General features: G+C 67.6%; 26 protein-coding genes. 2 read left to right on the top strand and 24 right to left on the bottom strand.

Annotated elements, in window-relative coordinates:
- Positions 1 to 2: 2 nt before the first annotated feature.
- The 10 genes from PGN14_RS05400 to PGN14_RS05355 form a co-directional block, all read right to left on the bottom strand.
- Entirely contained in the window at positions 3 to 2234 is a 2232-nt protein-coding gene (locus PGN14_RS05400; protein WP_335298403.1) for a hypothetical protein, read from the bottom strand.
- Positions 2235 to 2376: 142 nt separating this feature from the next.
- Positions 2377 to 2574, bottom strand: coding sequence for a hypothetical protein (locus PGN14_RS05395; protein WP_335298402.1), 198 nt, complete (start codon positions 2572 to 2574; stop codon positions 2377 to 2379).
- Between the two features lie 90 nt (positions 2575 to 2664).
- The gene (locus PGN14_RS05390) at positions 2665 to 3111 is read right to left on the bottom strand and encodes a hypothetical protein (protein ID WP_335298401.1); all 447 of its coding nucleotides are present in this window, start codon (positions 3109 to 3111) and stop codon (positions 2665 to 2667) included.
- Positions 3108 to 3593 (bottom strand): M15 family peptidase, encoded by a 486-nt coding sequence (locus PGN14_RS05385; protein ID WP_335298400.1) that lies wholly within the window; start codon positions 3591 to 3593, stop codon positions 3108 to 3110. The genes PGN14_RS05390 and PGN14_RS05385 overlap by 4 nt, the downstream gene beginning before the upstream one ends.
- 22 nt (positions 3594 to 3615) lie before the next feature.
- Positions 3616 to 3918 (bottom strand): hypothetical protein, encoded by a 303-nt coding sequence (locus PGN14_RS05380; RefSeq protein WP_335298399.1) that lies wholly within the window; start codon positions 3916 to 3918, stop codon positions 3616 to 3618.
- The gene (locus PGN14_RS05375; RefSeq protein WP_335298398.1) at positions 3918 to 4406 is read right to left on the bottom strand and encodes a hypothetical protein; all 489 of its coding nucleotides are present in this window, start codon (positions 4404 to 4406) and stop codon (positions 3918 to 3920) included. Before PGN14_RS05375 ends, PGN14_RS05380 begins: the two co-directional genes overlap by 1 nt.
- Positions 4407 to 4462: 56 nt before the next feature.
- Positions 4463 to 5044: a hypothetical protein gene (locus PGN14_RS05370; protein WP_335298397.1), complete on the bottom strand. Its 582-nt coding sequence runs from the start codon at positions 5042 to 5044 to the stop codon at positions 4463 to 4465.
- The gene (locus tag PGN14_RS05365; RefSeq protein WP_335298396.1) at positions 5041 to 9291 is read right to left on the bottom strand and encodes a sialidase family protein; all 4251 of its coding nucleotides are present in this window, start codon (positions 9289 to 9291) and stop codon (positions 5041 to 5043) included. The genes PGN14_RS05370 and PGN14_RS05365 overlap by 4 nt, the downstream gene beginning before the upstream one ends.
- On the bottom strand, positions 9288 to 13091 hold the full coding sequence (locus PGN14_RS05360) for a hypothetical protein (RefSeq protein WP_335298395.1): 3804 nt from the start codon (positions 13089 to 13091) through the stop codon (positions 9288 to 9290). Before PGN14_RS05360 ends, PGN14_RS05365 begins: the two co-directional genes overlap by 4 nt.
- A gap of 14 nt (positions 13092 to 13105) precedes the next feature.
- Positions 13106 to 13627 (bottom strand): hypothetical protein, encoded by a 522-nt coding sequence (locus PGN14_RS05355; RefSeq protein WP_335298394.1) that lies wholly within the window; start codon positions 13625 to 13627, stop codon positions 13106 to 13108.
- An 83-nt stretch (positions 13628 to 13710) separates the two neighbouring features.
- Between PGN14_RS05355 and PGN14_RS05350 the strand changes: the two genes are divergently transcribed.
- Both PGN14_RS05350 and PGN14_RS05345 read left to right on the top strand, forming a co-directional pair.
- Positions 13711 to 13956 carry a BrnT family toxin gene (locus PGN14_RS05350; protein ID WP_335298393.1) on the top strand — a complete coding sequence of 82 codons (246 nt, stop codon included), beginning with the start codon at positions 13711 to 13713 and terminating at the stop codon, positions 13954 to 13956.
- A complete protein-coding gene (locus PGN14_RS05345; RefSeq protein WP_335298392.1) occupies positions 13953 to 14219 on the top strand; it encodes a BrnA antitoxin family protein in 267 nt (88 codons plus the stop codon). Before PGN14_RS05350 ends, PGN14_RS05345 begins: the two co-directional genes overlap by 4 nt.
- On the opposite strand, the gene PGN14_RS05340 is transcribed toward PGN14_RS05345, so the two are convergent.
- The 14 genes from PGN14_RS05340 to PGN14_RS05275 form a co-directional block, all read right to left on the bottom strand.
- Positions 14216 to 14539 (bottom strand): hypothetical protein, encoded by a 324-nt coding sequence (locus PGN14_RS05340; protein WP_335298391.1) that lies wholly within the window; start codon positions 14537 to 14539, stop codon positions 14216 to 14218. The genes PGN14_RS05345 and PGN14_RS05340 overlap by 4 nt on opposite strands.
- 107 nt (positions 14540 to 14646) lie before the next feature.
- Positions 14647 to 15087, bottom strand: coding sequence for a hypothetical protein (locus tag PGN14_RS05335; RefSeq protein WP_335298390.1), 441 nt, complete (start codon positions 15085 to 15087; stop codon positions 14647 to 14649).
- 99 nt (positions 15088 to 15186) lie between these two features.
- Entirely contained in the window at positions 15187 to 15639 is a 453-nt protein-coding gene (locus PGN14_RS05330) for a hypothetical protein (RefSeq protein WP_335298389.1), read from the bottom strand.
- A gap of 67 nt (positions 15640 to 15706) precedes the next feature.
- A complete protein-coding gene (locus tag PGN14_RS05325; protein ID WP_335298388.1) occupies positions 15707 to 15943 on the bottom strand; it encodes a hypothetical protein in 237 nt (78 codons plus the stop codon).
- 10 nt (positions 15944 to 15953) lie between these two features.
- A complete protein-coding gene (locus PGN14_RS05320; RefSeq protein ID WP_335298387.1) occupies positions 15954 to 16352 on the bottom strand; it encodes a hypothetical protein in 399 nt (132 codons plus the stop codon).
- On the bottom strand, positions 16349 to 16873 hold the full coding sequence (locus PGN14_RS05315) for an HK97 gp10 family phage protein (protein ID WP_335298386.1): 525 nt from the start codon (positions 16871 to 16873) through the stop codon (positions 16349 to 16351). Before PGN14_RS05315 ends, PGN14_RS05320 begins: the two co-directional genes overlap by 4 nt.
- On the bottom strand, positions 16873 to 17217 hold the full coding sequence (locus PGN14_RS05310) for a head-tail adaptor protein (RefSeq protein ID WP_335298385.1): 345 nt from the start codon (positions 17215 to 17217) through the stop codon (positions 16873 to 16875). Before PGN14_RS05310 ends, PGN14_RS05315 begins: the two co-directional genes overlap by 1 nt.
- Positions 17214 to 17750 (bottom strand): head-tail connector protein, encoded by a 537-nt coding sequence (locus tag PGN14_RS05305; RefSeq protein ID WP_335298384.1) that lies wholly within the window; start codon positions 17748 to 17750, stop codon positions 17214 to 17216. Before PGN14_RS05305 ends, PGN14_RS05310 begins: the two co-directional genes overlap by 4 nt.
- 15 nt (positions 17751 to 17765) lie before the next feature.
- Positions 17766 to 18437: a hypothetical protein gene (locus PGN14_RS05300; protein WP_335298383.1), complete on the bottom strand. Its 672-nt coding sequence runs from the start codon at positions 18435 to 18437 to the stop codon at positions 17766 to 17768.
- An 11-nt stretch (positions 18438 to 18448) separates the two neighbouring features.
- Complete coding sequence (locus PGN14_RS05295) at positions 18449 to 18895, bottom strand: hypothetical protein (RefSeq protein ID WP_335298382.1); 447 nt, start codon at positions 18893 to 18895, stop codon at positions 18449 to 18451.
- 73 nt (positions 18896 to 18968) lie between these two features.
- On the bottom strand, positions 18969 to 20279 hold the full coding sequence (locus PGN14_RS05290) for a phage major capsid protein (protein WP_335298381.1): 1311 nt from the start codon (positions 20277 to 20279) through the stop codon (positions 18969 to 18971).
- A gap of 95 nt (positions 20280 to 20374) precedes the next feature.
- Complete coding sequence (locus PGN14_RS05285) at positions 20375 to 21241, bottom strand: S49 family peptidase (protein ID WP_335298380.1); 867 nt, start codon at positions 21239 to 21241, stop codon at positions 20375 to 20377.
- Positions 21242 to 21243: 2 nt separating this feature from the next.
- The gene (locus PGN14_RS05280; RefSeq protein WP_335298379.1) at positions 21244 to 22515 is read right to left on the bottom strand and encodes a phage portal protein; all 1272 of its coding nucleotides are present in this window, start codon (positions 22513 to 22515) and stop codon (positions 21244 to 21246) included.
- The gene (locus tag PGN14_RS05275) at positions 22512 to 24293 is read right to left on the bottom strand and encodes a terminase large subunit (RefSeq protein WP_335298378.1); all 1782 of its coding nucleotides are present in this window, start codon (positions 24291 to 24293) and stop codon (positions 22512 to 22514) included. Before PGN14_RS05275 ends, PGN14_RS05280 begins: the two co-directional genes overlap by 4 nt.
- Position 24294: the final 1 nt, after the last annotated feature.

Genomic DNA, 24294 nt, shown 5'->3' with positions numbered 1-24294 from the left:
CATTACTCCAGGATCAGGCGGTCACCCGCCTCGGTGGTGAAGAGAGAGCCGTCTTCGGCGGTCAGGGCGGAATAGGAGGGGGTGCTTCCCCCGCCTGCCGCTGCGATGATTGCGTCCATTGCGCTGGGGACCGGCGCCGCGAGCAGTGTGCCCGCGTTGATCTGTCCAGCGGTGTTCGGGTGCGTCGGATTGGGCGTGTAGTCCTCCGGCCACAGATTGATGCTCGTCGCCGCGAAGTCGCCGGTCGAGGGCGCGTAGGTCAGCTGGTACGTGCCAGCGCCTCCGGGCGTCCCGCTCAGCTGCTTGTAAACGCGTGGCCGGTTGCCGAACGCGGTGCTCCCATTGATGAGGAACATCCCGCTCTCGATCGCATAGGCTGGCGCGGTGTCCACCGTCATCACCCGGCCCGACACGGATGCCGTCACAGCACCGCCGGTGCTCTTCGGATAGAAGGCATTCTGGCCCAGCGCGCCGGATGCGTCCTCCGCGCCCTTCGCGCGCAAGTCGTTGACGATGACGCCCTTGTCCGCTCCGCTGCCCGTCGCGTCGGCGATTGCCGCGAGCCAGGCATTATAGACCGCGGCGCTCGGTGTATCCGCGGGTGCGTGGAAGCCGAAGGTGACCTCGAAGAAGGTCGCCGGACGCAGGTAGCGCGCCAGCAGGATCAGATTGACCCAGGTCGCCTGATAGCGCGCGAGGGACAGCGAGGAATTGGCTGCCGAATTGTCGTTGATCGTGTGGTTCGCCCAGAAGATCGGAAGCACCGGCGGGGTGGTGAAATCGCCGATGCCGGAGGCATTCCCGCCGAAGCGGTCGATCGACGCGACAGGATCGACACCCAGCGCCGGGACGACCCCGCCCCAGCGATTGGCATTGATGCCAAAATCGTAGAAGCCGCCCAGCCCCAGCAGGCGACAGGCTTCCGCCCCCATCGTCCGATGCACCAGGAGCGACACCTCGCCATTGGCGAAGCTGTCCGGTCCGATCGCGCCCGCGAGACTATTGTCGGTGACCGCCTGCGGCGTGTCCCCCGGTTCATAGCCGAAATCCATGAAGGACACCGGCACCCCGGCGAAGTCGCCATATTCCACGACCACGATGCGCCGTCCCGGCGGGACGGACCCGGTGTCGACCGTGGTGTAGGTAGAGCCAATGACGAAATTCGGGTCGGGCGCCTCGCGCACCGTCGCGAAATTGTCGTCGGTGAAGCGCACCGTGAAGACCGTCTGCCCCGACGTCGGCACGACGAACGTCCGCTTCGTCGTGCTAAAGAGGATACGCGTATTGCGCCCGGTGGCCTGCGCCGCGGCGACGCCGTTTGGCACGATCTTCTTCTCGATCGGGTCGAAGCCGCTACCGAATTGCGAGGTATTGACCTTCGACACCGCATAATTCGCGCCCACGGGAGGCGAATTGGTCGGGACGAAATACGACTTGCTCCGGTCGTACCCGCTCGGGAACGACGCGCTTTGCGTCAGCGTGATCGCGGGATCGGTGATGAAGGTGGAGCGCGCATTGTACGCCGCCTTCATCGCCTGCGCGGTCGCCAGCATGTCAGCGGCCGTGCGCAGCGCGGGGCGCGCCACGACGTCGACCACCTGCGTGAAATTCGTCGTCACGCCGCCGATCGTCACCGCGTGTGTCAGCGTCTTGCGGCCGGGGCTGGTGAAGGTGCCGGTGACCTCGTACCAGCCCGTACTGCTGGTCGGCGCGGTGCCATCCGCCTTCTGTGTCGTCAGCGCCGCTCCGTCGTCCGACGTCGTGACGATCTGCGCGCCCGCAGGATAATCCGAGACGAAGAGCGCGTAGAAGAGCGTGTCCTTGAAAAACAGCGTGCGCGCCAGCCGTGGCGGATTGATATTCCCCGCCGCAGCCGTCGCCGACGCCGCCGCAGACAGCGGGCTTTCACCCGCCGCATTCACCGCGCTCAGCTTGTAGAAAGCGGTCGACCCATTGGCGAGGAAGCGGCGCAGCGTCTGGTCGCTGCGATAGCCGCACCCGACCAGCGCAAAGGTGCCGCCGGACGTCGCGCTCTCGTAGAGATTGTATTTCTGGACCCCGGTGGACGCCGGATTGTCGGTGATCGTCAGGATCGCCTGCCGATCCCCGCCGGCTGCCACCAGCGTCGGGGCGAGTGGGATCTGCGCGGCCGTCAGGGTGACGGCGACCACGACGCTGGTCGCGCCCGCGGCGCTGACCGCGATATTGATGGTCCCCGCCGAGGCGGCCGACATACCCCGGACGACCTTCCATCCGCTGCCCGCATCGCCCGCGATCACGAAACGTCCGTCTGCTGGAGATACGGTGGGGGTGGCGCCCGCCGGCACGCCGGAAATGGCCGTGACGAATGTCCCAGAGGCGACGCCGGCCGAGATGCTAGGCGCGCTGGGGGCAGCCGACAGGCTGGGAACCGGCGTGGGCGTCGGAGTGGGAGCCGGCGAAGGCGTAGGTGTCGAGGGCACCGCCGGCGTCGGCGACACCTTCGCTGGAGCCGCCGGCATCGCCGGTAGGGCGGGCATCGCAGGCATGAATGTCGTCCTTTCGTGCTTTCGGATAGAAAATCAGCGAGGCCATGCGTCGAGGAGCAGGCGGCGCTTGGCATCACAGGCGGCGAGGTCGAGGCGCCCGGAGCGGATCGCGTCCTCCGCGTCGGCCGACGTGGCGCTACCGTCCGCCTGCCGGGGGACGGGCGTCGGCTTGCACGGCGCGCGCGCCGCCTCGGGCGGGGTCGGGATCGTCGGCAAGCTCGGCATCGAGCGCGTCGATCCCGCGCACGCGGTCAGCGCCAAGGCACACGGCCCGGCCAGCAGCAGTCTGAGCATATTCCCTCACGGTGTCGGTGGAGCGAAGGATGATCGGCTTCAGCGCCGAAATGCGGGCGGCGTAGCCATCGGCAGCGGTCGCCAGCCGCACGGCGTAATCCCGCTCCGCGGTCAGCCGCGCCTTGTCCGCCCGGTCGATCTCCGCCGTCCACGCGGCGCGCTCATTGTCGAGCGTGTGGCGGGCGTCGTCGCGCTGGACACGAAACATGAGCGCCAGCGCACTGGCCGCGACGATCGGGATAGCCCACCAGAAGCGGCGCAACGCGGCGACGATGCGCACCCACGTCATCGATCAAGCTCGAAATGCGGGCTGTCCGTCTCCCCGCGCTCTCGGGGCTTCCCGTCGCGATCCCAGTCGGCGCCCCAGCGGATCGGCATGCCCTCCGCCTTCGCCGCGGCGAGCATTAGCGCGGCGACGCGGTCAAAGCGGGTGAGGTCGTTCCAGTCGATCGGGAAGGGCGCGAGGTCGACCGCGTGGCCGAAGCCCGTCTTCTGCACCGCGTGCTTCGACGCGAGCGGATTGCCCAGCCACGTCACCTTGGCTGCGGCGGGCTGCGCATAGACGGTCGGCACGCCCACGGCGCGGCACTGCGCAGGGGTACGGCCCTTGCCCCAATTCGCCCAGCACTGCTCGCGGCTGCGCACGCCCTCCAGCACTGTGAAGTCGTCGCGCGTCTCCGCCATCGCCGCCGCGCGCTTCACGACACGGACAAGGTCCGGGTGCACGCCATCGAGCCGCGCCAGCGAGCGCTGGCCCAGTGTGATCGCCATGTCAGTCCTTTCGCTTGAAAAGTCAGTCGGCCTTGGCGCCGGTCAGCTGGCCGGCGACATTGCGCGCCAGCACCAGCACGAAGCGCATGGTGGCGAAGCCCATCCAGCCCGCCGCGATGCCGACGACGAGGATGGACCACACCGGCCAGCCGTAGTGGATCGCCGCAGCGCCCGCGATCGAGCCGAACGCCGGCAGCAGCGAGCACATGACGAAGAGGTCGCGCCAGGTGACCGGCTTTCCCGCCTCGATCTTCTGCCCCATGCGCAGGATCTGGCCCGCGAAGACCGCGAACGCCGCGAGGGCGAATGCCTGCCAGTCACGCATCACAGGGTCACCACTCCGATCCCCAGGCCGGTCAACGCCAGCACGGCCGACACCATGAAGCTCGCCGTCCGGCGCCGCGCGGTCGCCGCCTGGATGAAGGCCATGCCGGTCACCCCCAGGATCGCCGCGATGCAGTCGGTGACGACGTCATAGACCTCCCACCCCGCCGGATGCCGCGACACCAGCATCGCCGCATCGCCCGAGCTGCCCAGCGCGAACGCGACGCCGATCATCACGGACCCCGAAAAAAGAAGCGTCGCGCTCCACGGCGTCACCATCGCGCTGCGCAGGTCGACGTGCAGCTGGTCGATCGACGCGACGAAGGCGGCGATGCAGTGCGCCTTGTCCGGCTCGGTACATCGCGCGAGCCGCCACAGCGCCAGCATCATCGGCACCAGCCATTGCGCCGCAGCGACCGCGAAGCGGATGCCGAAGAGCATCATCGTCCAGATGGCGACGACGCTGCTGACATGGGCGAGCGGGGTCATCGCGCGCCAATCCCGGCCGCGCGGCTTCGATTGTCCATCATCGTCTCCGGATTAGGTCAGGGCCACACGATCGCAGCGGCTGCCGCGCGGGCTGCGGCAGCCGTCGAAGCCGCTTCAATCGCCGCGCAGACCCGCGCCTCGACCGCGGCGATCTTCTCTTTGGACGCCGATTTTTTCATGCCAGCAGAAAAGCGGCCAATGGCTTTATCGATGGTGTCCCCAAATTCCGCGGCATTTGCCGCCGCGCAAGGGAAGACGGCAGCTCGACGATCAGAAGACCACAGCCCGATTGCCCCAAGGATCGCGGTGACGCTTCCGCCTAGCGACCAGAAGAACCGGACCTCCGCCGCCTGATCGGAATACTCCGTCTTCTTGGCGCCGCCAGCGGTAAGGAGCCTCATCTTGCGGACCTCGGCTTCCGCCTTGATCGCGGCGATCAGCTTGGCGCTGACCTTCGCACGGTCCTCCACCATCTGGCGCGATGCGGCGCTCCACACATGGGTGTCGTCGCCATAGCCGACCGGCAGCGCCGACCATGCCATGGCCGGGTCGGCGGGCTTCAGGTCGACCGGGGCGACATACTGGAGAGCGCCATCCGATTTCCGATAGATGGCGATGGCGGATACGATCAGGGTCATCCGATTACCTCCAGTTTCACCGATCCGGAGATGAAGCTGATCCTCCCCGATCGGGCGAAGACCTCGGCGCGATACCGGAGCTGCTTGTCCGGGGTCGGCGACGTGAAGCTGTAGCTTCCATTGACCGAGCCGGGGTTGTTCGTGATCTCTCCCGGCTCCTCGGGAGTGCCGGTGTTCTGCGCGAACGCGACCGATCCGATGACGTCGCCGAGTAGCTGCTCCGCGCCACCATCGGTGACATTCTGCCACCACACGCGCATACGGCCTTCCGCAGCGGCCGACCCTCCGCCGGGCGGGGGAGTGACGCTATAGCCCGCATTCGCGCTGATGCGCACCGTCCGCCCGCCGGGGACCGTGGTGCTCGCAACGCCGGAGGCCGTCTCGCCGCCAGTAAAGGACGTCTCGGACTGGAATGCAGCCGACCCGTCCTTCGCGCGCGTGATCTTGACGGTTTGATCATAAGCCACGCCAGCACGGGTCGCGCGCGCCACGAAGGAGCCGCTGTCGCCGACGATATCGGCGAAGGTGATCGTCTGCCCGCTGATCGCAATGCTGCTGACGTTGCTCGACGACACCACGCTGTAGCTGTCCGCGGCGATCGTCACGCCGCCCTTGTTCAGGGCGATCGTCACGGTGCCGCCGGCCCAGTCCGGCCGGCTGGCACCGCCTGAGAAGGACGGGATGACGATCGCTGGCGGGCTGACCACCAAGCCGATGCCGTCTGCGCCAGCATCACCGCTGATCCGCTGTGGCGCCGACCAGCCCGACAGCTGCGTCGCGCCTCGAAAGGTGGCCTTGCTCATCCACAGGAACGTCGTCCCCGCCGGCGGTCCGTCAGACCAGCCAGACGGCGGATTGCCGCTGTTGTTGGCGGGCGTGTCCGGCACCGTCGGCGAGCGGAGGAATACGGTCGAAGGGCTGCTCCCGTCAGCGCCGACGCTACCATTCTCACCCACACCCCGGACGGCAGGCCCCCAGGTCGCCCCGCCGTCATTCGATTGGCGATAGAAGGCATCCGCGCCAAAATAATTGTCGTGCCAGTTGCCGGCGCCATCGATCGACCATTGCGTCCGCACCAGCGGCGCGTCCTTTCCCGGCCGACCCGTGATCGCAGCGCGGAACGCGCTGACGGCGGCATAGGCCAAGCCCCATTTTTCGCGATATGTGGCGGCGCCGCCCGGCATTGGGCTGTCCCCGGATGCGTCATTCCAATATGGCGCTGGGAAGCCGCCAAGATACGTCCCTAGCTCGGTGACGCGTGTGATCGACGCATCACGGACCGAGGTCAGGTCCGCGGGCGAGCCAAGCGTGATATAGCGGGCGTCGAGCGAGGCGTTGTCGCTCGTGAGAGCGTTCCAGTCGATGATGGCGCGCGGCTTTTCAGACCGGTCGAGGATGCCATCGGCGGAGATGGATGCGACCCGTTCCCGTGCGTCAGCCAATTCCTGCCGCTGTGCCGGGGTCATGCCCACCGTCGCCAGCATCTGCTGGACTGTGAACGTCGTCGCGCCGACCTCCTCTACGGAGGGCTTGGCGAACCGCATCACCGATCCGTTCTGCGAGTAGAACTGGTATGCGCGATGCCGAAGGATCGTGGCATCCCCGCGCAGCTTGAAGTCGATGCCAGGCGCCACGCGCTCGCCGGTATCGGGATCGTAGACGCCGCTGATGCCAGACTGCCCGCCGGAATAGCCGGCACCGTGCAGCATGCCGACGACCAGATACCACTTGCTGCGGGCCAAATAGTAGGGACTGCCCGGGTTGAAGAGGCCGGTCCAGAAGTACGGGTTGTTCGCCTCGCCCTGCCCGTCGATCGTCTCGACCTGGGCGCCGCCAGTTCCAAGGTACGCTCGGCCGTCCGCACCGGAGTCCTTGTAGATCCAGACCATCAGCCGATAGGATTTGGCCGTGCTGAACTCCGCGGGTAGGCAGTCGTAATTCCACCCGCCATCCGCCTCGCCCGGCGATGAACCCGCACCCCGGTTGGAGGTAGCGACCCAGATAGGCTCGCTGCCACCGCTAGGCCCGACGCCGAGGATCACCTCGTTTTCGTGCGGCTCGCCGTTGATGCCGAACCGGCCGATAGAATATTCGCCCTCGCGGTATGGCACCCAGCTCGACAGATCGAGCAGGTTGTTGCTGCCATCGGCTCCATCCTGCGATCGAATGACCGACACCGTGGCGGCGATTTCCGGCTTGCCCTCAGGATAGACGCGGATCGTGAACCCGGAGCCCGTGCCGATGAACGCCGCCAGCCCGGCGCTCGTCATCGTCAGGCGGTCTGGGCCAGTGCTGGTGAAGTAGCCGTTGCCCACAGACGAATCGACGAACGCCTGCGCGGTCGCCGGTCCCCAGCCTGCATTGGCGCCGGCCAGCGTGCGGACCTCCCACAACGTCTGCGCATCGGTGTTCTGCCGCATCGCGGTGAAGGTCACCGACTGGCCCGGCCGTAGCGCGCCGCGACCATCGTATCGAGCGGCATAGGCCGACGCCGCGATGTCGATCAGGATCGGCGAGGTGCCGTCGGCGCCAGCGCGCGACTTGGTCAGGCCGAAGACCTTGGACAGCACCACGCCGCCATACTGGCCCTGTCCCGCCATCCGAAGCGTGAGAGACGCGTTCGGCTCTCCCGGATCGAGGCCGCCGACCACCTTCGCGCGTGCACCCGACAGGATCACCGCCAGCTGCTGCGGATTGTCGGACACGGACAGCGTGAAGCTGCTGGTGACGTCGATCCCGGCCGACAGAACCATCACGTCCGTCTCGGCGCCATTGTAGGTGATGACGCTGCCATCGGCGTTCGCAGGCAGGATCTGGTCGGGGTTCGTCAGCAGGATGTCATAGGCGCTGACGCCGTCGCGCCCGACGCCCTTGATCGCCGGCCCCCAGGTCGCACCTGCGTCGTTCGACTGGCGATAGTAGAAGTCGACGCCCTCGGCGTAGACCGTGTGCCAGCCGCCCGCGCCATCGGCGGACCATTGCGTCAGGATTAGCGGCGCGCTGCTGCCGGTGAGCGGCGTCACCTTCGCCGCGGCGCTCATCCCCTCAATCTGGAGCGAAAGCTTGCTGACGGACGTGCCGACCTCGATCGAGAAGTCACGGAAGAACCCGTAGACCGTCAGCGCGTCGAGGTCGCCGTCGCCGATCCACAACGCCGGGCGCGCGCGCACTGCGGCGATCCGGTAGGCGACCAGGTCGACCGCGTCGGTGCGGATGAGCGCGTTCGCGGTCATCTTCTTCGCCCACGCGCGCGGCACGATCGTCACGGCGCCGAAGTCGTCGACCTCCTTCTTGCTGAAGTCGGTGATCCCGGCGGTGGGCGCACTCTCGGTCAGACCCAGCCGCACAACGCGGCCAATCAGCAACGTGCCGACCGCCACGGTCCCGCTGCCCGCGATCGTGACGGTGATCGCGCCATCGGTGCGCGGCATGTCGGTGAACACGACGGTGCCGCCGTCCGGCACCTGCGTCCGATCGTAGCCCGCCGCCTGTACCCGCACGCTGGCACCGGCCACGTCGAGCAGCGCGACGCCGTCGATTTGCTCGCTGTCGAGCGTGACGACGATTGAGCCGGCCGCCGTGGTCGCGGTGCCCAATGCCTGATCGAGCATCGCCCAGCGGCGCGTCGGGCCGGCGTCCAGCCATCGCCCGCTGTCACCCGCCGGGTCGTTCCCGACGTTCCCGGCGCTGGCGCTCTCATAGACCCGGTGCGTGGCACTGCGCAGCACGCGCGCACCCTGCGCGTAGGTCGTGCCCGCCGCCCACTGCGGGTAATCGTCCTCCGCCACGCTGGACGAGGTCAGCACCGCGTCGGTGACGTCCACCGGCTGGATCACGCGCAACGTCGAGGTGCCCCCGATCGGCGCGGGGTCGCTGCCGTTGTCGACCAGAGCGGTGGTCTCGGTCAGCCCTTCGACCGTCAGCGTGCAGAAGCTGATCGCCTCGCTGGCGAAGTCGATCTCGAAATCCTTGTAGAGACCTTCGACGTCGAGCCAGCCGAGCGCGTCATCCGCGATCCATCGGGCGACCGTAGCGCGCAGCGCCGCCAGCTGCTGCTGGAGCGCGTCGACCGCGGCGGTGGGAACCGCCAGGCGCACCGACATGCGGCGCGCGAATCCACGCTCGACGACCGTCGTCACACCAAAGTCGTCGGTGGTGCGGCGACTATAATCGGTGATCCCGATCGTGGGCGCGGCCTGCACCTCGCCCAGCTGGATTGTGGCGCCGCCCGGCGCGATGACCCTCACGCGGCCACCGCCACGCTGATCGCGTCGCCGCCGGCTGCCGACGTCACGTCGTCCAGCTTCTTCGCCACGCGGTTGGCCGCGTTGGCAGTCGCGGCGAGCCCCGCGTTATTTTCCTGCCGCATCGCTGCCATCTCCTCGCGCAGCGACTGGATCGCCGCCGCCGTGTCATTCGCCACCGTAGTCGAAGCCGCCGAGCCGGGCGCGACCGCCATCGCCGCCGCCATCTTCTCCGCGCTGCTCGCCGCGGTCGCGGCGGTGCCGAACCGAGCGATGGCCACCATCGTCGCTTCCAACGATGCCGCGGTCTGCGCTTGGATGCGATCCAGCTCCTGCCGGCTGGTCGCGACGTCGCCCGCCGCCTTCAGCAGCGACTGCGACAGGCCCGGCAGCAGCTTCGCGGCGTCCTGATCGCCCCCGCGCGCGAGGATGGACTGCGCGTTGAACTGGTCCTGCAACGCCGCGAAGCTGCCGTCGCCGGTGGTGCCGTTTAGGCCGCGGATACGCTTGATTTCCGCCTCGATCGTGCCGCCGACGTCCGACCATGCCTTGCGCAGATCCTCCGCCGCCTTGGCTGCCGCCTGCGCGTCCTGCACCGCCCACACCTGCTGCTGGAGCGCGCGGTTGCTCGCATCCAGCTTCGCGAGATCGAGCGCGCGAATGGCGGCGGTGTCGCCTGCCAGTTCGAGCAGCTGGCGCTCCAGCCCCTGCCGCTCGGCCAGGATGTCCGCGGCGCTCTTCGCACCTTCCATCGCGCCTTTCAGGTCCGCGAAGGCGGGCGCCAGCTGGAGCAGCGTCGCATAGGTCGACTGCCCCGCCGCGGTGGTCAGGTCCTGCGCCTCCACCAGCGCGCGGAAGCCCGCCAGCGTCGTCGGCATCGTCTTGCCCAAGCTGACGAACACCTGCCCCAGCTGGGACAGCTTGGCCGCGTTCTGCTCGGCCGGGGTGTAGAAGGCGGTGAAATAGGCGTCCGCCGCCTGACCCATGGCCGACAGGCTCTCGAACTGCGACGCGATCCCCAGCTTGGCGTCGATGCCGAGCGCCTTCGCCGACAGCCCCAGCTTGTCGAGCGACGCCGAAACCGTCTCCACCGTGGACGAGACGCGCACGACCGTCTCGAACAGCCCCTCACCGGCCTTCTGGAACCTGGTCAGGTCAGGAAAGATCGACGCCGCCAATTGATCGGCCGCCGCCCCGAAGACGCTGTTCAGCTTCTCCTCGATCTGCGTGCCGCTCAACCCCTGCAGGTCGATCTTGCCGATACTGACGATGAAGCCATTCAGCCGCTGCTGCACCACATCGGTCGCCATGCCCAGCGGCCCCGCCGCTGCACGGATCGCATCGCTGAACCCTTTCAGGATCAGCGTGAATTGCTGCTCCAGCCCAGCATCGGCTGCACTGTAATTGGTCGAGTAGGAAGTGCCGGTGGTGATGCCCAGGAATTTCTTCGTCTTCTTGACGTCCGAATAGTAGGAAGCGTCGAAGCCACCCGACAGGATTGAACCCAACGACTGTGCGCTGCCGTACAGGCCGCCGCCGACCACTTCCGACTTGCTACCGAACAGGCTGCCGAGGAACCCGCCGATGAGCGGAATTTTGCTCAGCACCGACCCGATCAGGTTCGGCTTGAACTCCTGCGTCACGGTCGCGTCGGCGTTCACATTGCCGGCACGGACGACGAGCGAGGCCACGCCCCCGATCTGGCTCTCGATCGACCGGAGCGACGCCGCCATCTCGCGCGACGTCCCCAGCATCAGCGTATCCACTTCCTTCAGCGCATCCAATGCGCGGCGAATGCTCTCCGATTTGGCGGCAGGATCGCCAAGCACGGTTCCGGTGCCATCGTTCGACTTGGGCAGATTGCTCCCGCCACCCATGCCGCCCACCACCGACACGCCGATCGCCGCCAGCGCCGCGATGGTCGCAGCACCGGCCGCGATGTTGGCGGGAAAGGGCAGCGAGGCGATTGCCTTCGTGACAGCCTCGACCGCATGCGCCGCCGTGCGCGCGGCGCTGGTCGCCAGCTTCTTCCCCGTCTCGACGGCGTCCGTTGCCATCGCCTTGACCGACAGCGCGAACTCGATCGCGCGGAACGCCTGCATCGCGCCCGTCGCAATCTTGTACCCCTTTGACTGCTCACCGAAGAACCCGCGCGCTGCGGCCGCCATGTCGCCGAACGCACCCACACGCGCGCTGGTCATCGTCAGCGCATACCGAGCCTGCTCGCGCTCCGCGTTCCCGCCGCGGCGGATGGCATCGTCGCGCAGCTTCATCGCGCGTTCATCGCGCGCGCGGAAGTCGGCGTAGATCGCCGCCATGTCGCCGATCGCGCGCCCCGTCTCCCCGAACGCCTGCGACAGACCGGCCGCCGCATCCTGCACGTTACCGGCGATCATGTCCCAGCGGTCAGCCGCCCAGGCGAGCGCGTCATTATACTCCTGCTGCGCGCGCGCCATCTGAGCGGTCGCGTCTGCAATGTCGCCTTGTTGACCGATCCATTCGGCGGCTTTCGGCCCCGTCCAGCCGGCGTTGTTCGCCTGTTGCGTCGCGCGCAGCACCGCGAGCGCCTTTTCGCGGGCAGCGTCGGTCGTCCCGATCAGGCGCGTCTCCTCGCGAAGCTCCTCCAGCCGGTCGCGTCCGCCAGCAAGCGCGGCTTCCATCTGAGCAGCGCGCTCGGCATCCGTTAGGCGCACACGCGCCGCCCGCTGATCGTCGAGCGCCTTTGCCGCCGCCTCCGCGCCCTTAACATCCTTGACAGTCCGGGCCGCCTCCAGCGCCGCAAGCAGGGGCAGATCGGCCAATTGATCGCGCAGCATCTCGCCCGCCAGCTGCGCCGACACGTTGCCCGCTGCGACGGTCGCGTTCACCTTCTCCTGCATCGCCGCCTGTTCGCCCAGCTGCGCAGTCCCCTTGGCGGCGTCGCTGACTCGCTGGGCGACGGACAGGCGCACCTCCCGCGCCACTGCCGCCTCGATGTCGCCACGCTGCCGGATTGCCTTGCTTTCCGCGCGCACCCGCGCTTCTGCGATCAGGGCAGCGGCACCCGACACCCCGTAGGCGTCCGCCAGCGCGTACAGATTGCGGATCTGCGCCTCCACGGCCTCCGCGTCGCGCTCCAGCGCCGCAGCGTGGGCATCGGTCCGGGGGGCGTTGTACCCGATCTTGTCGGCAAGACGATCGCGCGCATTCGAGATCGCCTTGGCACGGACACGCCCACCCAGATCGTCGAGATACTTGATGGCCGCATCATACTGGGCGCCATACGTCTTCTTCAGCAGATCCGGATCGCCCTGCCCCACCAGCATCTTGCCAAGGCCAGTGACGCCGCCCTTCTCGACCTCATTGAGATAGGCCCGAGTGCCCGAGACTCCCGCATAGATGCCAGCCAACGCCGCCTTGCCATAGGAGGCTAGGTCATCAAGGATGTCTTTGACGTCTTCGCCCATCGACTTCATGTCACTAACGAATTGGCCCGCGACATCCTTGCCGACTTCGCTGAACAACGCGCTGCTCACATCCGCCCACGTCACCGTCTCCTCGCGAAGCTTGTAAAGCTCCTGCTTTGTCGCACCGGCCCCGCCCGTGATCTTGCCCAGGTCGCGGGTCAGTTGATCGTTGGTGACACCCTGATTTACCCACCGCACAAACAGCGCCATGCCTGCACCGGCCGCCGCGGCTGCCGCAATGACAGGCGCAAAGCGCAGTCCAAGCAGCGCCAGTTCCTTGGCGAAACCCTTGACGCCGCCCTCCGCCATCTGGGCTACCTGCGCCAGCTGGCCGCCTTGCTGGATGAACACCTGCATCGGCTTCTGCCCCGTCAGCAGCCCTGCACGATGTCGGGCGCCTGAAGCGCCACCTGCTGGAGCGCGAAGCCAGTGCGGCGCCCCGTAACCGCGACATCACGGCTTGATAGCTCCAGCCGCTCCATCTCGACGCTCGCCATCCTCAGCCGACCCGCAAGTTCCGTTAGGCCAAGATCGTCCAGCCGGGTCGCCTTCGCCGCCGCATCCATCCGGCGGATTTCCGACGTCGTCATGCCGAACACCTGGGCCGATCGTTCCAACCGCGACGTCAGCCGTTCGCTTTCCCGCTCCAGCCGGTTGATCTCCTGCCGGGCGGCCTGCGTACCGCGTTCAGCTGCATTGCCGAACGCGGTGAACTCAGCGGCGCTGCCCTTCAGGTCGACCATGCCGTTCGTCGCCTGACGCATCAGGTTGGCGTCGCGGGTGACGGACTGCTGCGTCCGCTCCATGGTGTCCTCTACCCGACCCAGCACCGCGAAGGTGTCGCCGACGTCGATCCAGAAGCCGACCTCAAGGCCGGGCGATTCTTCGACCATGCAGCCTCCAGAAAAAATGTGGTGGGACGAATTGTAGTTTCGATTTGCGTTGACAGATGGCCTAATCGTAACTACAAAAAGCCATGGTCATCGTATGGGACGAACCGAAGCGCCTCGCCAATCTCGCCAAGCACGGGATCGACTTCGCTGACATCGGCGTGGACTTCTTCCTCTCGGCGCTGGTCGGGGACGCCAAGGGCGGTCGCTATTTCGCGATCGGCGAATGCAACGGCATCGTCACCGTCATCTTCGCGACGCTCGGCACCGAAGGCCTCTCGATCATCTCGGCCCGCCCCGCGAGCCGATCGGAAAGGAAATTGCTCGAATGACGAAGGGCTATACGCAGGCAGACATGGACGCCGTGTCCGACAACCCCGAACTGACCGCCGACGACATCGCCAGTGCGGTGCCGTTCGTCGATGCGTTCCCCGACCTCGCGGCAAAGATGCGCGCCACGCGAGGGCCGCAGAAGAAGCCGACGAAGCAACCCATCACGCTCCGGCTGGACGGAGACATTCTGGATCGCTTCCGTGCAACGGGGCCGGGCTGGCAGGTCCGCATCAACGACGCGTTGCGCAAGGTCGCGCCCTAACCCAGTACCATGTCCAGCACGCGCAATTCGGCGCGGATCGTCGCCTCGCTGGCCGGGGCCAGCCATGGCGGCGGACAGAACTCGTCTTCGGCGCGCCGACTTTCCGCCAGATAATCGGCGGAGAGCCGGCGCATCAGCCGCCCCTCCCAAGGCGGCAGGTCAACGCAAGTGCGTTCGCACCACGCGTTGATTTCCTTCCACGACAGCGGCACCGCCGCCATCCCGGCCGCTTCGGTCAGGCCCATCTCCACCAGACGATCGGTGATATGGGTCGCCGGATTGATCGGCATCGGCGGGTGCTTGATGCCCGTGGCGCGCATCGCCTCGATCCGCGTCGGCAGGTCAACATTCAGCTGCTGGCCCTGCCGGGATTTCGGGTCCGGCCTAGGCTTGGCATGGAGCCACGCCAGATACCGAACCCATAGGCTCAGCTGGTCGCCGAGCCGGGTTTGAAGTTTCCCCACTTGCTCAGGAACGCGGCCGACTGGTTGGCGATGAAGCCAAGGTCGGGGTCGGCATACATCGCCTGATACAGGTCGACCCCCTGCGCGTCGCCCGCAGCGGAATAGGTCAAATTCTCGAAGTGGTGGGTCACCGCGGCGAGGTCTTCCGCCGCCTCCAGGCGGCGCACCTCCGGTGTCGCCGGGTTCGGCTTGCCATCATTCGCCTCCAGCCGCGCCAGCGCGCGCTGCGTCGCGCGCGTCTCCGCCGCGGCCTGCTGTTTGGAACCGGGGCTGTAGAAATGGATGCGCACCGGCTTGTCGAGGTCGGGCTGGCCGTTAGCGCCCAGTTCGTAGAGCAGGTTGCCGTCGATACCCTTGAGGTGGAGCGGCGCCGTTGCGACCGCGCGCTGCGTGATGATGTCCATGATGATGTTCCTGTTCGCGGGTTGGTCGCCGCCCGCCCCGCCCCGCGAAGCACGGAACGGGCGACGTCGGGATTCCGGCTACAGCCGGGAGGTGGTGGATCAGACCGGGGCGGGCTTCTTCAGCACCTCGGTATTGATGCGGACGGTCGGGGCTGCGGTGATCATGCTGTTCGCCGCGCCGACCGTTTCGGGCATCCCGAAGACACGCGCCTGAAAGAAGCGGAGCGATCCGTCCGGCTTCGTGACCTTGAAGGCATATAGCGCGTTGTTGGTCGGCGCCGAGGCCGTCACCATCAGCGCCTGACCTGCGTCGAGGTCGTCGACTGCCATCGTCGGATTGAGCGAACCGTAGCTGGTCGGACCCTTGTGTGCCTGCTCGGGACCGCGAAGCGGCTGAAAGGTCACCTCCGCCGTCGAGGCGCCGAAACCGCCGAGCTGCTCGACATTGTTGACCTCGGTATATGTCAGCGCCTCATAGGCGGTGATGGTCTGACCGGACGGAACGCCCGCAGAAATGGCGAAGCCGGTGCCGGCCGCCGTCGTGGATGCCATGGAAAAGTCTCCTTGGTGGCAAGCCGGCAAAGCCGGCGGTTATCGCCCGCGGATCAGGCGAATGGGATCAGGCGCTCTTGCGGGCACCCCGGCCACCGGCGGTGGTCGAAGCGCTGCCGGCGTCACCTTCCGACTCGTCGGCTTCCGCTTCGTCCTTCGGCCGCTCGCGCGACACGAGGCCGGCTGCCGTGTAATTCGCCATGGCGCCCGGCGGCACGTCGGTGATCGCCTCGCCGCGCGTGAACGCGCGCTCGGTGCCCGCGTCGCGAAAGTCCCGCGTCGCGTACATGGTCGTCTCGGTCATGATCGTCTCCTCACGCAGGGGCGTCGAATGACACCCGAAAGTCTTGCGTCTGCTCGAAGCTGCCGCCCAGCCCCCGCACGTCCGGCCCCAGGCCAGCGGTGCGGATCGAGATGCGGCGCGCGTCCCCGTGATCGCCGGTGAAGCCGTGGAGCGTGCGCACCTCACGGATCAGGACGCCCTGCTGACGGTAGTTTTCCGCGCGCACCGCGACGCTGATTCTTCCGGTCGAGCGGATCAGCGCACCGACCCGCAGCGTCTGCCAGTCCGTCAGGCTGGTGACGCGGACGAGGATCGAGGGGAGCGGCGCACTTTCCGGCAGCGAGCCGGTCTTGATCCACTCAGCCGCGACGATCGCGATCAGAGGCGCACGCCAGCGCAGCAGGTCGCCCATGATCTCCGCCCCCGTCATGCTTCCGCCTCATCGCCGGCCGCATTGCCTAGCCGCGACACGTTCGCGTTGATGTAGCGCTGCGCCGCCTGAACAGCCTCGTCAGCCTTCACGTCCAGCGACACGCGCAGGAAGGGATGGGCGGTCGCGCCGGGGTGCCAAACGGTTGCGCCCACCGGCGACCCGGCGATCACCAGAGTTCCCTCTTTCGCAAGGTCGTTGACCCGCCGTGCAGTCCGACCGCCGCTCTGGTCGCGATCGACGCTAATGAAGTGGCCGACTGTTCCATACTCCAGCCAGGTGCCGAGCGACCGCGCCCAACCATTCTCGACGTAGAGCCGAGCGACAATCCTGCCGTCGCGAACCCGGACCTCCTTCTTCAAACCTTCACGAACGACGTCGGATCGCACGCGCTCTCCGGCCTCATCGCCGATAACGTCGATCGCGGCACGCCCCGCGCCCTTCAAAAGCCGGCTTTCGATCCGCTCCGGCAGCTGGCGAAGAAACGCCTTCGTCTCTGCCCTGCCCCGAACGGTGACCATCAGGAGCCGGACCCGCTGGAGGAATAATCCTCCACCATGAACTCGATGCCATCGCGGCGCCCCAGTTCGGCCGGCAGCGTGGTGATCTGCATCACGCGCGCGCCCATCACGATCCGCATCGACGGGGTCACGTCCGCACGAAAACGCATTCGAACCCGGGCCGGGCGCGAGGCGACGTTGACCCCCTCAGCCATCCGCTCACCGCGGCTGGGCAGCATATCCTGCACGCTCGCCCACACCTCGGCCACCGGCTGCCAGGTGCCGGAGCCTGCGCCATCCAGCGAGGTGTCCGGCACCGGTCGTTCGATTCGCACACGCCGGTCCAGCTTCCGAGCGTCGATCATGCCATCACCGGCACGCGGTACGGGCGGCACATCGCCGCTATTGCGGCGGTCGCCTCGCCATTCCCGCCATCGTAGAGGTGGCGCATCATCAGCACGACGGCCATGCGAAGCGCCGGAGCCTCGCTTGCCACGTCTAGATAGCCGGCGGTGAATTCAACCGTCACGACGCCCGGCCCCGCCAGTGCGACGGGCCATCCGGCAACGCCCGAGACCAATAGATCATCGGCGATACGCCATCCCGTGGCGGACAGCACGGTGCCTTCGGTGCCGATGTAGCGCACCGCGGTGACTGCCCCAATCGGGGAGCGGGGCAGGCGCAACGAACAGCCGAAGCCGTCGAAGTCGGCGGCCCAGGCGCGACGCTGGAGTGAGCGCCCGGTATAGCGCTCGATGTGATCGATCGCCGCCAGCCGCACGACGTCGATAAGTTCGGCATCCGCATCGCTCGCCGGCTTCAGATGCTGGTCGATCAGCGTCGGCGGGATGATAGCCGCCGCGTCGGGCGGGGCGACGGGTCGCAGAGTGAATGCCATCCCGTCGCCCTTCCCTTACTTGCCGCGCGCCGGCTTGGCCTTCAGGTCGGCGACCTGCTGCGTCAGATCCTCGACCTGCGCGGTGAGGCGATCGACCTCCTTGGCGGCGTCGTCACCCTTTCCGTTGGCCGCGGCCAGTTCCTCGGTCAGACGCGCCACCTCCGTGTTCGCGGCTTCCGCCCGGCCATTCGCGGTCGCCAGTTCGTCGGTCAGGCGCGCGATGTCCTGATCTCGCCCGCCGATCGTGGCATTGGCGTCCGCCACCTGCAATTGCAGGGTTGCGAGGCTGCCGTTCAGCAGGCCGATCGAGTCATCACGCTCCACCAGCAGCGTGCGCAAACCGGCGCTCTCGGTCAGCACGCGCTCCAGCCCCTCGCGCTGCTCGTCGGTAAGACCGCCCGTCGTAAGCACGACCTGCGGCCCCGAGGACGCGCGCTGCGGCGTACCATCCCCCAGCGCCAGTTCGCCGGCTCGACCCGTCACGGTTGTGGTGTTCGCCGCCTCCGCTTCGACGACGACGATCGGGTGGTAGTCCGCGTCGACCAGCTTGCCGTCGACGACATAGCCGGCGACACCCAGCTGCACGAAATACATCTCGCTCTCGGGCGTCCGCTCGGGGCGCTCGCCCTTCCTGAAGACTTCAGGCGGGATCGCCTTCGTCTCATAGTCCTGAAGGAACTCGATCATCTACGCTCTCCTCAGCTGACCGTTTCGGCCACGGTCGTGGACTGGTTCGCCGACGCGACGCCGTAGCGCGGGTCGAAGCCCAGCAGCGTCGCAGCGAGGAAGGTGGACGCGACGCCGACCGTCACCGACAGCCGGACGAAGCGAAACCCCGTCTTGTCCAGATCCTCGGGGCGGACGTTGATCGCCACCTGACGATTGTCGCCGCCCGCCTTCAGCAGCTGCGTGATGGCGAGGCCCGGCACGTCCTTCACGCCCGTGCCATTGGCATCGGTCGCCTGCTGAACCTTGGCGTCGATCGTCCCGCCTGCGCCGATGGCGCCGACGTTCAGCACCGCGAGCGCGGCGAAGAACTTGCGCATATCGACCCAGCCGGTGGTGACGGTGCCCGCCGCGACCTGCGCCGGCGCGATGAAACCCGCCAGCGCTGCGCGCGCGGACGGGTTGAGATTGCCCTGCATGGTATGTCCTTTCAGCTACCGACCGGACCACCCGGCCGGTCCCGCGACACGCGCGGGTCCGGGGTCAGAGGGATCAGGCGCGCTCGGCGAGCGCGACGAAGTGCGACTTCGTGTTGGTGCCGTTGGCCGGCAGCACCGGCTTCGACAGCACCGGCTGGCCGCCGATGCGGAAAACCCAGCGGAACGCGCGGATATTGTAGTCGAAGTAGAGGTGGATCGACTCCGCGAACTCGACGCCCGACTGCTTGCGGAACGCCTCATAGCCGTTGGGATTGACGAACTGCAGGTCGCCGAACTGCCCGACCGAGCGCGAATGCTCGCTGAAGATGACCGGGCGGCCCAGCAGCTGCCCGCCGGGCGACTGCTGGAAATTACCGAACCACAGCGGCAGGTTCGACCCTTCCGTCTTCATGCCCATCAGCGTCGGCATGATGTCGTTGTTCGCCAGCCACACCGCCTGCGACGGCATGATCATCCGCGCATACATGCGCGCGACGTTGCTCGCGGAAATGGTGGCGGCCGTCTGCCCGGCATCCTTGGGCACGGTGATCGCCGCATCGCTGTTCAGCCACCCCAGCGGCTTCTCGATCCCGTCGCCGTAGATGTAGGCGTCGGCCGTGGTCCACCGGATCGCGGCAGCGGCGTGCGTCGTCAGCAGCGACGACACGCGCGGCGCGTCCTGCAACAGCTCCTCCGTTGCCAGGACGAACGCGTACAGTTCGCCCAGCTTCGTCTCGCGCGGCGTCAGCGCCAGACGCGACGGCTGCATCTGCTCGCCCTCGGAGCGCCAGCGCGCCACGACGCCGTTGTTGCCCCAAGGCGTCGTCTCGTCGCCCAGGCCGATGACGCGATTCGATCCGGTCGGCTCCGCGGAGATGAGATCCATGACGGGGTCCGTCTCATCATTGAAGACGAGGTTGACGATCTGCTGGCGGAACTCGGCCGGCACCAGGAAGCTGCCGGCCGCGTCGCCCTGCTCCATGTGGACATTGCCCGGCGCGGCCTGCGGCGCCAGACGATCGTCCATGCGATACGCCTGCCCTGCCGCGGGGTTCGCGAAGCGCACCGCCTGCGCGAACTCGGCGACGTCGCGGAACCCGCCATTGTCGAGCGCCGGACGCGCCTGCGCCGGCACCGTGCCGGGAGGAGCGGTCGCGGGCGGCGTGGCGGCGGGATCGGAGCCGATCGCGCCCGCCGCGGCCATGGCCGCTTCCACGCGCTGGATCTGCGCGGTCAGGCGCGCCAGCTGCTCCTTGTCCGCGGTATCGGCCGCCTCCTCTTCCGCGGTCAGGTCGCGGTTCTCCGCGATGGCGGCGTTCAGGCGGTCGAGTTGGCGCTTCGATACGGCGCGCGCCTCGGTCTTCAGTACGGCGATATTCGCCATGGTCTGTCCTTTCGTATGCGGGCGCGCGCGCCCATGAAAAAGGGCGGCCCGGCCTCCGCCGAACCGCCCCACACCCCCGTCAGGGAGGGATTGCGTCAGATGGCGGTCGCCATCTCCATCGCCGCCGCCTGCCGGCGCATCAGCGCCAGCCGCGACCGGCTCGATCCGATATCGGCGACGACTTGCCGCAGCGTCTTCACGCCGTCGATCGCCCCGTTTGCGTGCGCACGGGCGGCGCTGAACGTCTTGCCCGTACCATGCACCGCGGCGACGTCCGACACCTTCATCCCGCGACCACGCGCGATGGCCGCGGCGAAGTGGCCGTTGCTCTCATCGACCCCCGACTGGATCTCCGCGCGATCCTCATCGGTCAGCGGCGCATAGGGATGTCCGGCGATCTTGTCGGGCGACGATGCGATCAGCGTCGTCTTCATCCCGATCTTGTCCTCGAAACTGGACATGTCGGTGTGCCCCGACCGGACGCCCACCGAACCCACCTCGCCGCTCCCGGTCGCGTAGAAGGCGCTGGCCTGCGTCCCCAGCCAGTAGCACGCGGAGAAGGCGAAGGGGTTGGCAACGGCGACGATGGGCTTGGCGGCGCGCGCCTCATAGATCGCGTCGCCGCATTCGGCGCAGCCCCACACCAGCCCGCCGGGGCTGCGCATGTCCATGACGATCGCGCCCACCTTCGGGTCGGCAGCCGCCTCCCGCACGCGATCCGCCAGCACCTCGTAGAGCGTCGACGCGCCGAACCCGCGCGGCCCCAGCATGCCCGCGACCGGCAGGATCAGCGTCGCACCCTCGCGGATCGGATCGGCGGCCTTCGCCTCCTGCCCGGCCAGCCCGGCGAGCTTTCGCAAGCCCTCCGGCAACATCGCCTCCAGCGTCCCGCGCTTCAGCATCGCATCCATGAAGGCGGGATGCATCGCCCACAGGGCGGAAGACGCCAGCAGCTGATCCATCTCTACTCCACCTTGTCCTGCGGCGCCGTTTCGCCACCCGTTGCCGTGTCCGCCGCGCGGTTGCTGTTGAGCGGCGCGCGCGGATCGTCGGCCCAGTCTTCCTCGATCCGCGGCTGGCCGAACCACTGCTGGCCGATCGTATTGACGCTCAGGATGCCGGCCGTGCGCGCCAAAACCGCGTTCTTCCACTGCGTCGCGGCATCGCCGCGCAGCATGCTGTCCAGGTTGAACTTCGCGCGAACGCCCTGCGCCCGGATGTCCGGCGGCAGCATGCGCACCGTGATGGCCTGCTCGACGCGGCGCATCAGCGGGCGCAGCGCCCAGTTGACGAAGCGGCGCGTGTCCTGCTCGTCGCTTGCGGCATTGCCGCCGGCATCGTCGCCGATGATCGAGCGCGGGATGCGCCAATAGCGGCCCATCTCCAGCGTGCGCTGCTTGATCAGCTCGACCAGTTGCGCGTCGGTGTTGCTGGCGCCGACCGCCTTGTAGTCGACCCCCGCCTCCAGCACCGGCGTTCCGCCACGGCGCCAGCGATCAACACCTTCCTTGAGACGCGCCGCAGACTCGTCCGTCAGCACCTGCGTCGTCGACAGCACGCCGCTGGGGCGGCGATCGTTGCGGAAGAACGCCCGCGCCCCAACCTCCAGTGCCAGCTGGAAATCGATCGACCCCTTGGCCTGTTTCCATGGCACCAGCGGGCGCAATCCGCCGTCCGCCAGCCCGGTGAACCAGAAGAGCTGCTGCGGCAGCAGCCGACGTCGCCCGCGATCGGACTGGTAATGCACCACCAGGCTGCGCTCGCCCCAATCCGCCGTCGTGCGCGACGGATGCAGCGGCCACACCTCCACGCCGTCATAGCCGGCGACCGGCTCCGCGAACGCCTCGCCGCGCAGCGTCGCCGCAAAGATCATCGCCGCCCAGAACTCGGCGCCGGTCTGAAGCGGGTTCGGCTCATAGGCGAGCGTCGTCGCCAGCGGGAAGTCGTCGCGCAGGCCGCGATCGTCCTTGAACTCCAGCGACATGCTGCCGCCGGCCTCCGCGATCAGCGAGGTGCAGAAGAACACCGCGGCGACCCGCGCGGCCGTTTCCGCGCTGTTCGCCTCGACCGGCAGCGCCGACAGCGTCGACCAGATTTCGTCACCGAAATTGCGACCGTCCGTCACATTCGACGGCGCCGGCCGCGACGGCATCGCCGCCTCCGCGGCGGCCACCCCACTATCGTACCGGACCGCAGGCCGGCGATAGCCGTCCGGCGAAATCGCCGTCGTCTTCATAGCACCAGCATCCCACGTTCCTCATAGACGAAGCCCGCGTTCGCCACGGGGTTGTTCATCATCAGCATGCCTGCACTGAACATCGCCGCGGCCGGGTCGATTTTCGCGCTGGGCGACTGTTTCGTGATCGCGACGCTGCTCGCGCCACGCGGCTCCTGTTTCACGTTGCCGATGCACCACGTCATCAGCTGCTGCCCGCCGTGGCGCAGCGTGCGGGATGCGACCTTCCGCGCCATGCCCTTGATCGCGCTCGACAGCTTCCACCCCTGCGGGATCGCCTTCAGCTGATCGTCGGTGAAGCCGCGCTTCACCAGCTCGTCGACCAGCGCCGCGATCCCGGCCGGGTCCAGCCCGATCGCCTCGCTGGCGGGAAACAATCCTGCGTCGCGAACACGCTCCAGCACGTCCGCGACACCGATGATGTCAGCCGTCAGGTCTTCATCGTCCGCGACCGGCTCGACATCGTCATCGACCAGCGCTGCGAGCGCGGCGGCCTCGTCTTCCTCCGGCATCTCGCACCGGATGAGCGACCCTTCGGCGATGCACTCATCCAGCTTCGTCGCGATGTCCTGTCGCCGCTTCCACACGATCGACCATGCCCAAGCCTGCGCCCAGACCAGCCATCGCTTGGACCCCTTTTCCCGGCCAATGAGACAAAGGCCCAGCAGATCGTCCAGACCGCCACCATCGACCCCCGCCACGATGACCTCGCACCGCCGGATCAGGTCGTCGAGCGTCACCAGCGTGGCGTCGGTCGCCTTCTGCCAGAAGTCCGCGCCAAGCCATCGATCGCGGGAAAGGCGCAGGCCGATCTCCACGTTGAGATACTTGGCCAGCACGATCTGCGACGACGTGTCGCCTTCCTCGCCGCGCCCCTCGCTCGCCATCCGCAGCTTGCGCTGGATGAAGCCGACCGACTGCGACCGGCCCAGGTTCGGATTGGTGACGTAGAAGTTCGCCGGATCAAGGTAGGCTTCCGCCTCCCGCATCCCCTTCGGCCACTCGTACAGCATACCAAAGCTGCGCGGATCGACGATTGTCCCGTCACGGATCGCGCGGAAGCGATCGAGCCGATCCTTGAAAACGCCGGCCGGCAGTTCGTCGCTATGTGTCGTCAGATAGATGACGAAGCCCTCCGGTCGCGACGACAGTCCGCCCGTCGCCTCCTCGAACATGGCCTCCGAATTGGCGCGCTTGCCAAAAATCCAAAGCTCGTCGATCAGCACAAACCCGGCCTTGCTGCCGCCCACCGTCCCGGTGTCCGCCGCGATGACCCGCAATTCCGCCTTCGTCACCCGATGCTTGATCAGGCGCTGATTGTCGACGACGTGCAGCAGCTTCAGCAACTTCGCATCGGCCCGGACCATCGCGGCGGCCGGGTCGAAACTATTTCCCGCGACGCGCTGCGTCGGGGCCAGGATGCTCAACTGCGCGCCATGCCGCCAGTTGCGGATCAGCGCCGTCAGCATGATCCCCGCCGCGATCGTCGACTTGCCGTTCTTCTTGCTGATCAGGAGCATGAACTCCTCGATCAGCCGCTGACCCGTCTGCGCGTCGTAAGCACCGAAGATGGCCGCGACCAGGTCGAACACGAACGGCTCGCATGCCTCGCCGAATGTCGGCTGACCAGCGACGTCGACCATGCGTAGCGACTTGAACACGTCCAGCGCCGCTTCGGCTTCCGCCGGGAATAGCGGAGCGAACGGCACCAGCGACTGACGCTCGACGATCCGCCGTTCCCAATCGGGGCAGGCGGTCGACCAGACGGGCAGCGTCATG

The organism is Sphingomonas adhaesiva (assembly GCF_036946305.1).
In the GTDB taxonomy this organism is placed as follows: domain Bacteria; phylum Pseudomonadota; class Alphaproteobacteria; order Sphingomonadales; family Sphingomonadaceae; genus Sphingomonas; species Sphingomonas adhaesiva_B.
The sequence above is the reverse complement of the archived record's forward strand: the minus strand, read 5'-3'. Positions and strand labels throughout refer to the sequence as shown.

Bases quoted from the DNA above. Each gene is read 5' to 3' on its own strand.
- PGN14_RS05360 (WP_335298395.1), bottom strand. From the start codon at position 13,091: ATGCAGGTGTTCATCCAGCAAGGCGGCCAGCTGGCGCAGGTAGCCCAG.
- PGN14_RS05355 (WP_335298394.1), bottom strand. From the start codon at position 13,627: ATGGTCGAAGAATCGCCCGGCCTTGAGGTCGGCTTCTGGATCGACGTC.
- PGN14_RS05280 (WP_335298379.1), bottom strand. From the start codon at position 22,515: ATGAAGACGACGGCGATTTCGCCGGACGGCTATCGCCGGCCTGCGGTC.
- PGN14_RS05380 (WP_335298399.1), bottom strand. From the start codon at position 3,918: ATGCGTGACTGGCAGGCATTCGCCCTCGCGGCGTTCGCGGTCTTCGCG.
- PGN14_RS05390 (WP_335298401.1), bottom strand. From the start codon at position 3,111: ATGACGTGGGTGCGCATCGTCGCCGCGTTGCGCCGCTTCTGGTGGGCT.
- PGN14_RS05305 (WP_335298384.1), bottom strand. From the start codon at position 17,750: ATGGCATTCACTCTGCGACCCGTCGCCCCGCCCGACGCGGCGGCTATC.
- PGN14_RS05370 (WP_335298397.1), bottom strand. From the start codon at position 5,044: ATGACCCTGATCGTATCCGCCATCGCCATCTATCGGAAATCGGATGGC.
- PGN14_RS05330 (WP_335298389.1), bottom strand. From the start codon at position 15,639: ATGGCATCCACGACGGCGGCCGGCACCGGCTTCGCCATTTCTGCGGGC.
- PGN14_RS05395 (WP_335298402.1), bottom strand. From the start codon at position 2,574: ATGGCCTCGCTGATTTTCTATCCGAAAGCACGAAAGGACGACATTCAT.
- PGN14_RS05385 (WP_335298400.1), bottom strand. From the start codon at position 3,593: ATGGCGATCACACTGGGCCAGCGCTCGCTGGCGCGGCTCGATGGCGTG.
- PGN14_RS05325 (WP_335298388.1), bottom strand. From the start codon at position 15,943: ATGACCGAGACGACCATGTACGCGACGCGGGACTTTCGCGACGCGGGC.
- PGN14_RS05350 (WP_335298393.1), top strand. From the start codon at position 13,711: ATGGTCATCGTATGGGACGAACCGAAGCGCCTCGCCAATCTCGCCAAG.
- PGN14_RS05375 (WP_335298398.1), bottom strand. From the start codon at position 4,406: ATGACCCCGCTCGCCCATGTCAGCAGCGTCGTCGCCATCTGGACGATG.
- PGN14_RS05320 (WP_335298387.1), bottom strand. From the start codon at position 16,352: ATGACGGGGGCGGAGATCATGGGCGACCTGCTGCGCTGGCGTGCGCCT.
- PGN14_RS05275 (WP_335298378.1), bottom strand. From the start codon at position 24,293: ATGACGCTGCCCGTCTGGTCGACCGCCTGCCCCGATTGGGAACGGCGG.
- PGN14_RS05315 (WP_335298386.1), bottom strand. From the start codon at position 16,873: ATGGTCACCGTTCGGGGCAGGGCAGAGACGAAGGCGTTTCTTCGCCAG.
- PGN14_RS05340 (WP_335298391.1), bottom strand. From the start codon at position 14,539: ATGCGCGCCACGGGCATCAAGCACCCGCCGATGCCGATCAATCCGGCG.
- PGN14_RS05290 (WP_335298381.1), bottom strand. From the start codon at position 20,279: ATGGCGAATATCGCCGTACTGAAGACCGAGGCGCGCGCCGTATCGAAG.
- PGN14_RS05295 (WP_335298382.1), bottom strand. From the start codon at position 18,895: ATGCAGGGCAATCTCAACCCGTCCGCGCGCGCAGCGCTGGCGGGTTTC.
- PGN14_RS05335 (WP_335298390.1), bottom strand. From the start codon at position 15,087: ATGGACATCATCACGCAGCGCGCGGTCGCAACGGCGCCGCTCCACCTC.
- PGN14_RS05345 (WP_335298392.1), top strand. From the start codon at position 13,953: ATGACGAAGGGCTATACGCAGGCAGACATGGACGCCGTGTCCGACAAC.
- PGN14_RS05400 (WP_335298403.1), bottom strand. From the start codon at position 2,234: ATGTCGGCCGCCTCGGCGGGGACCATCAATATCGCGGTCAGCGCCGCG.
- PGN14_RS05300 (WP_335298383.1), bottom strand. From the start codon at position 18,437: ATGATCGAGTTCCTTCAGGACTATGAGACGAAGGCGATCCCGCCTGAA.
- PGN14_RS05310 (WP_335298385.1), bottom strand. From the start codon at position 17,217: ATGATCGACGCTCGGAAGCTGGACCGGCGTGTGCGAATCGAACGACCG.
- PGN14_RS05285 (WP_335298380.1), bottom strand. From the start codon at position 21,241: ATGGATCAGCTGCTGGCGTCTTCCGCCCTGTGGGCGATGCATCCCGCC.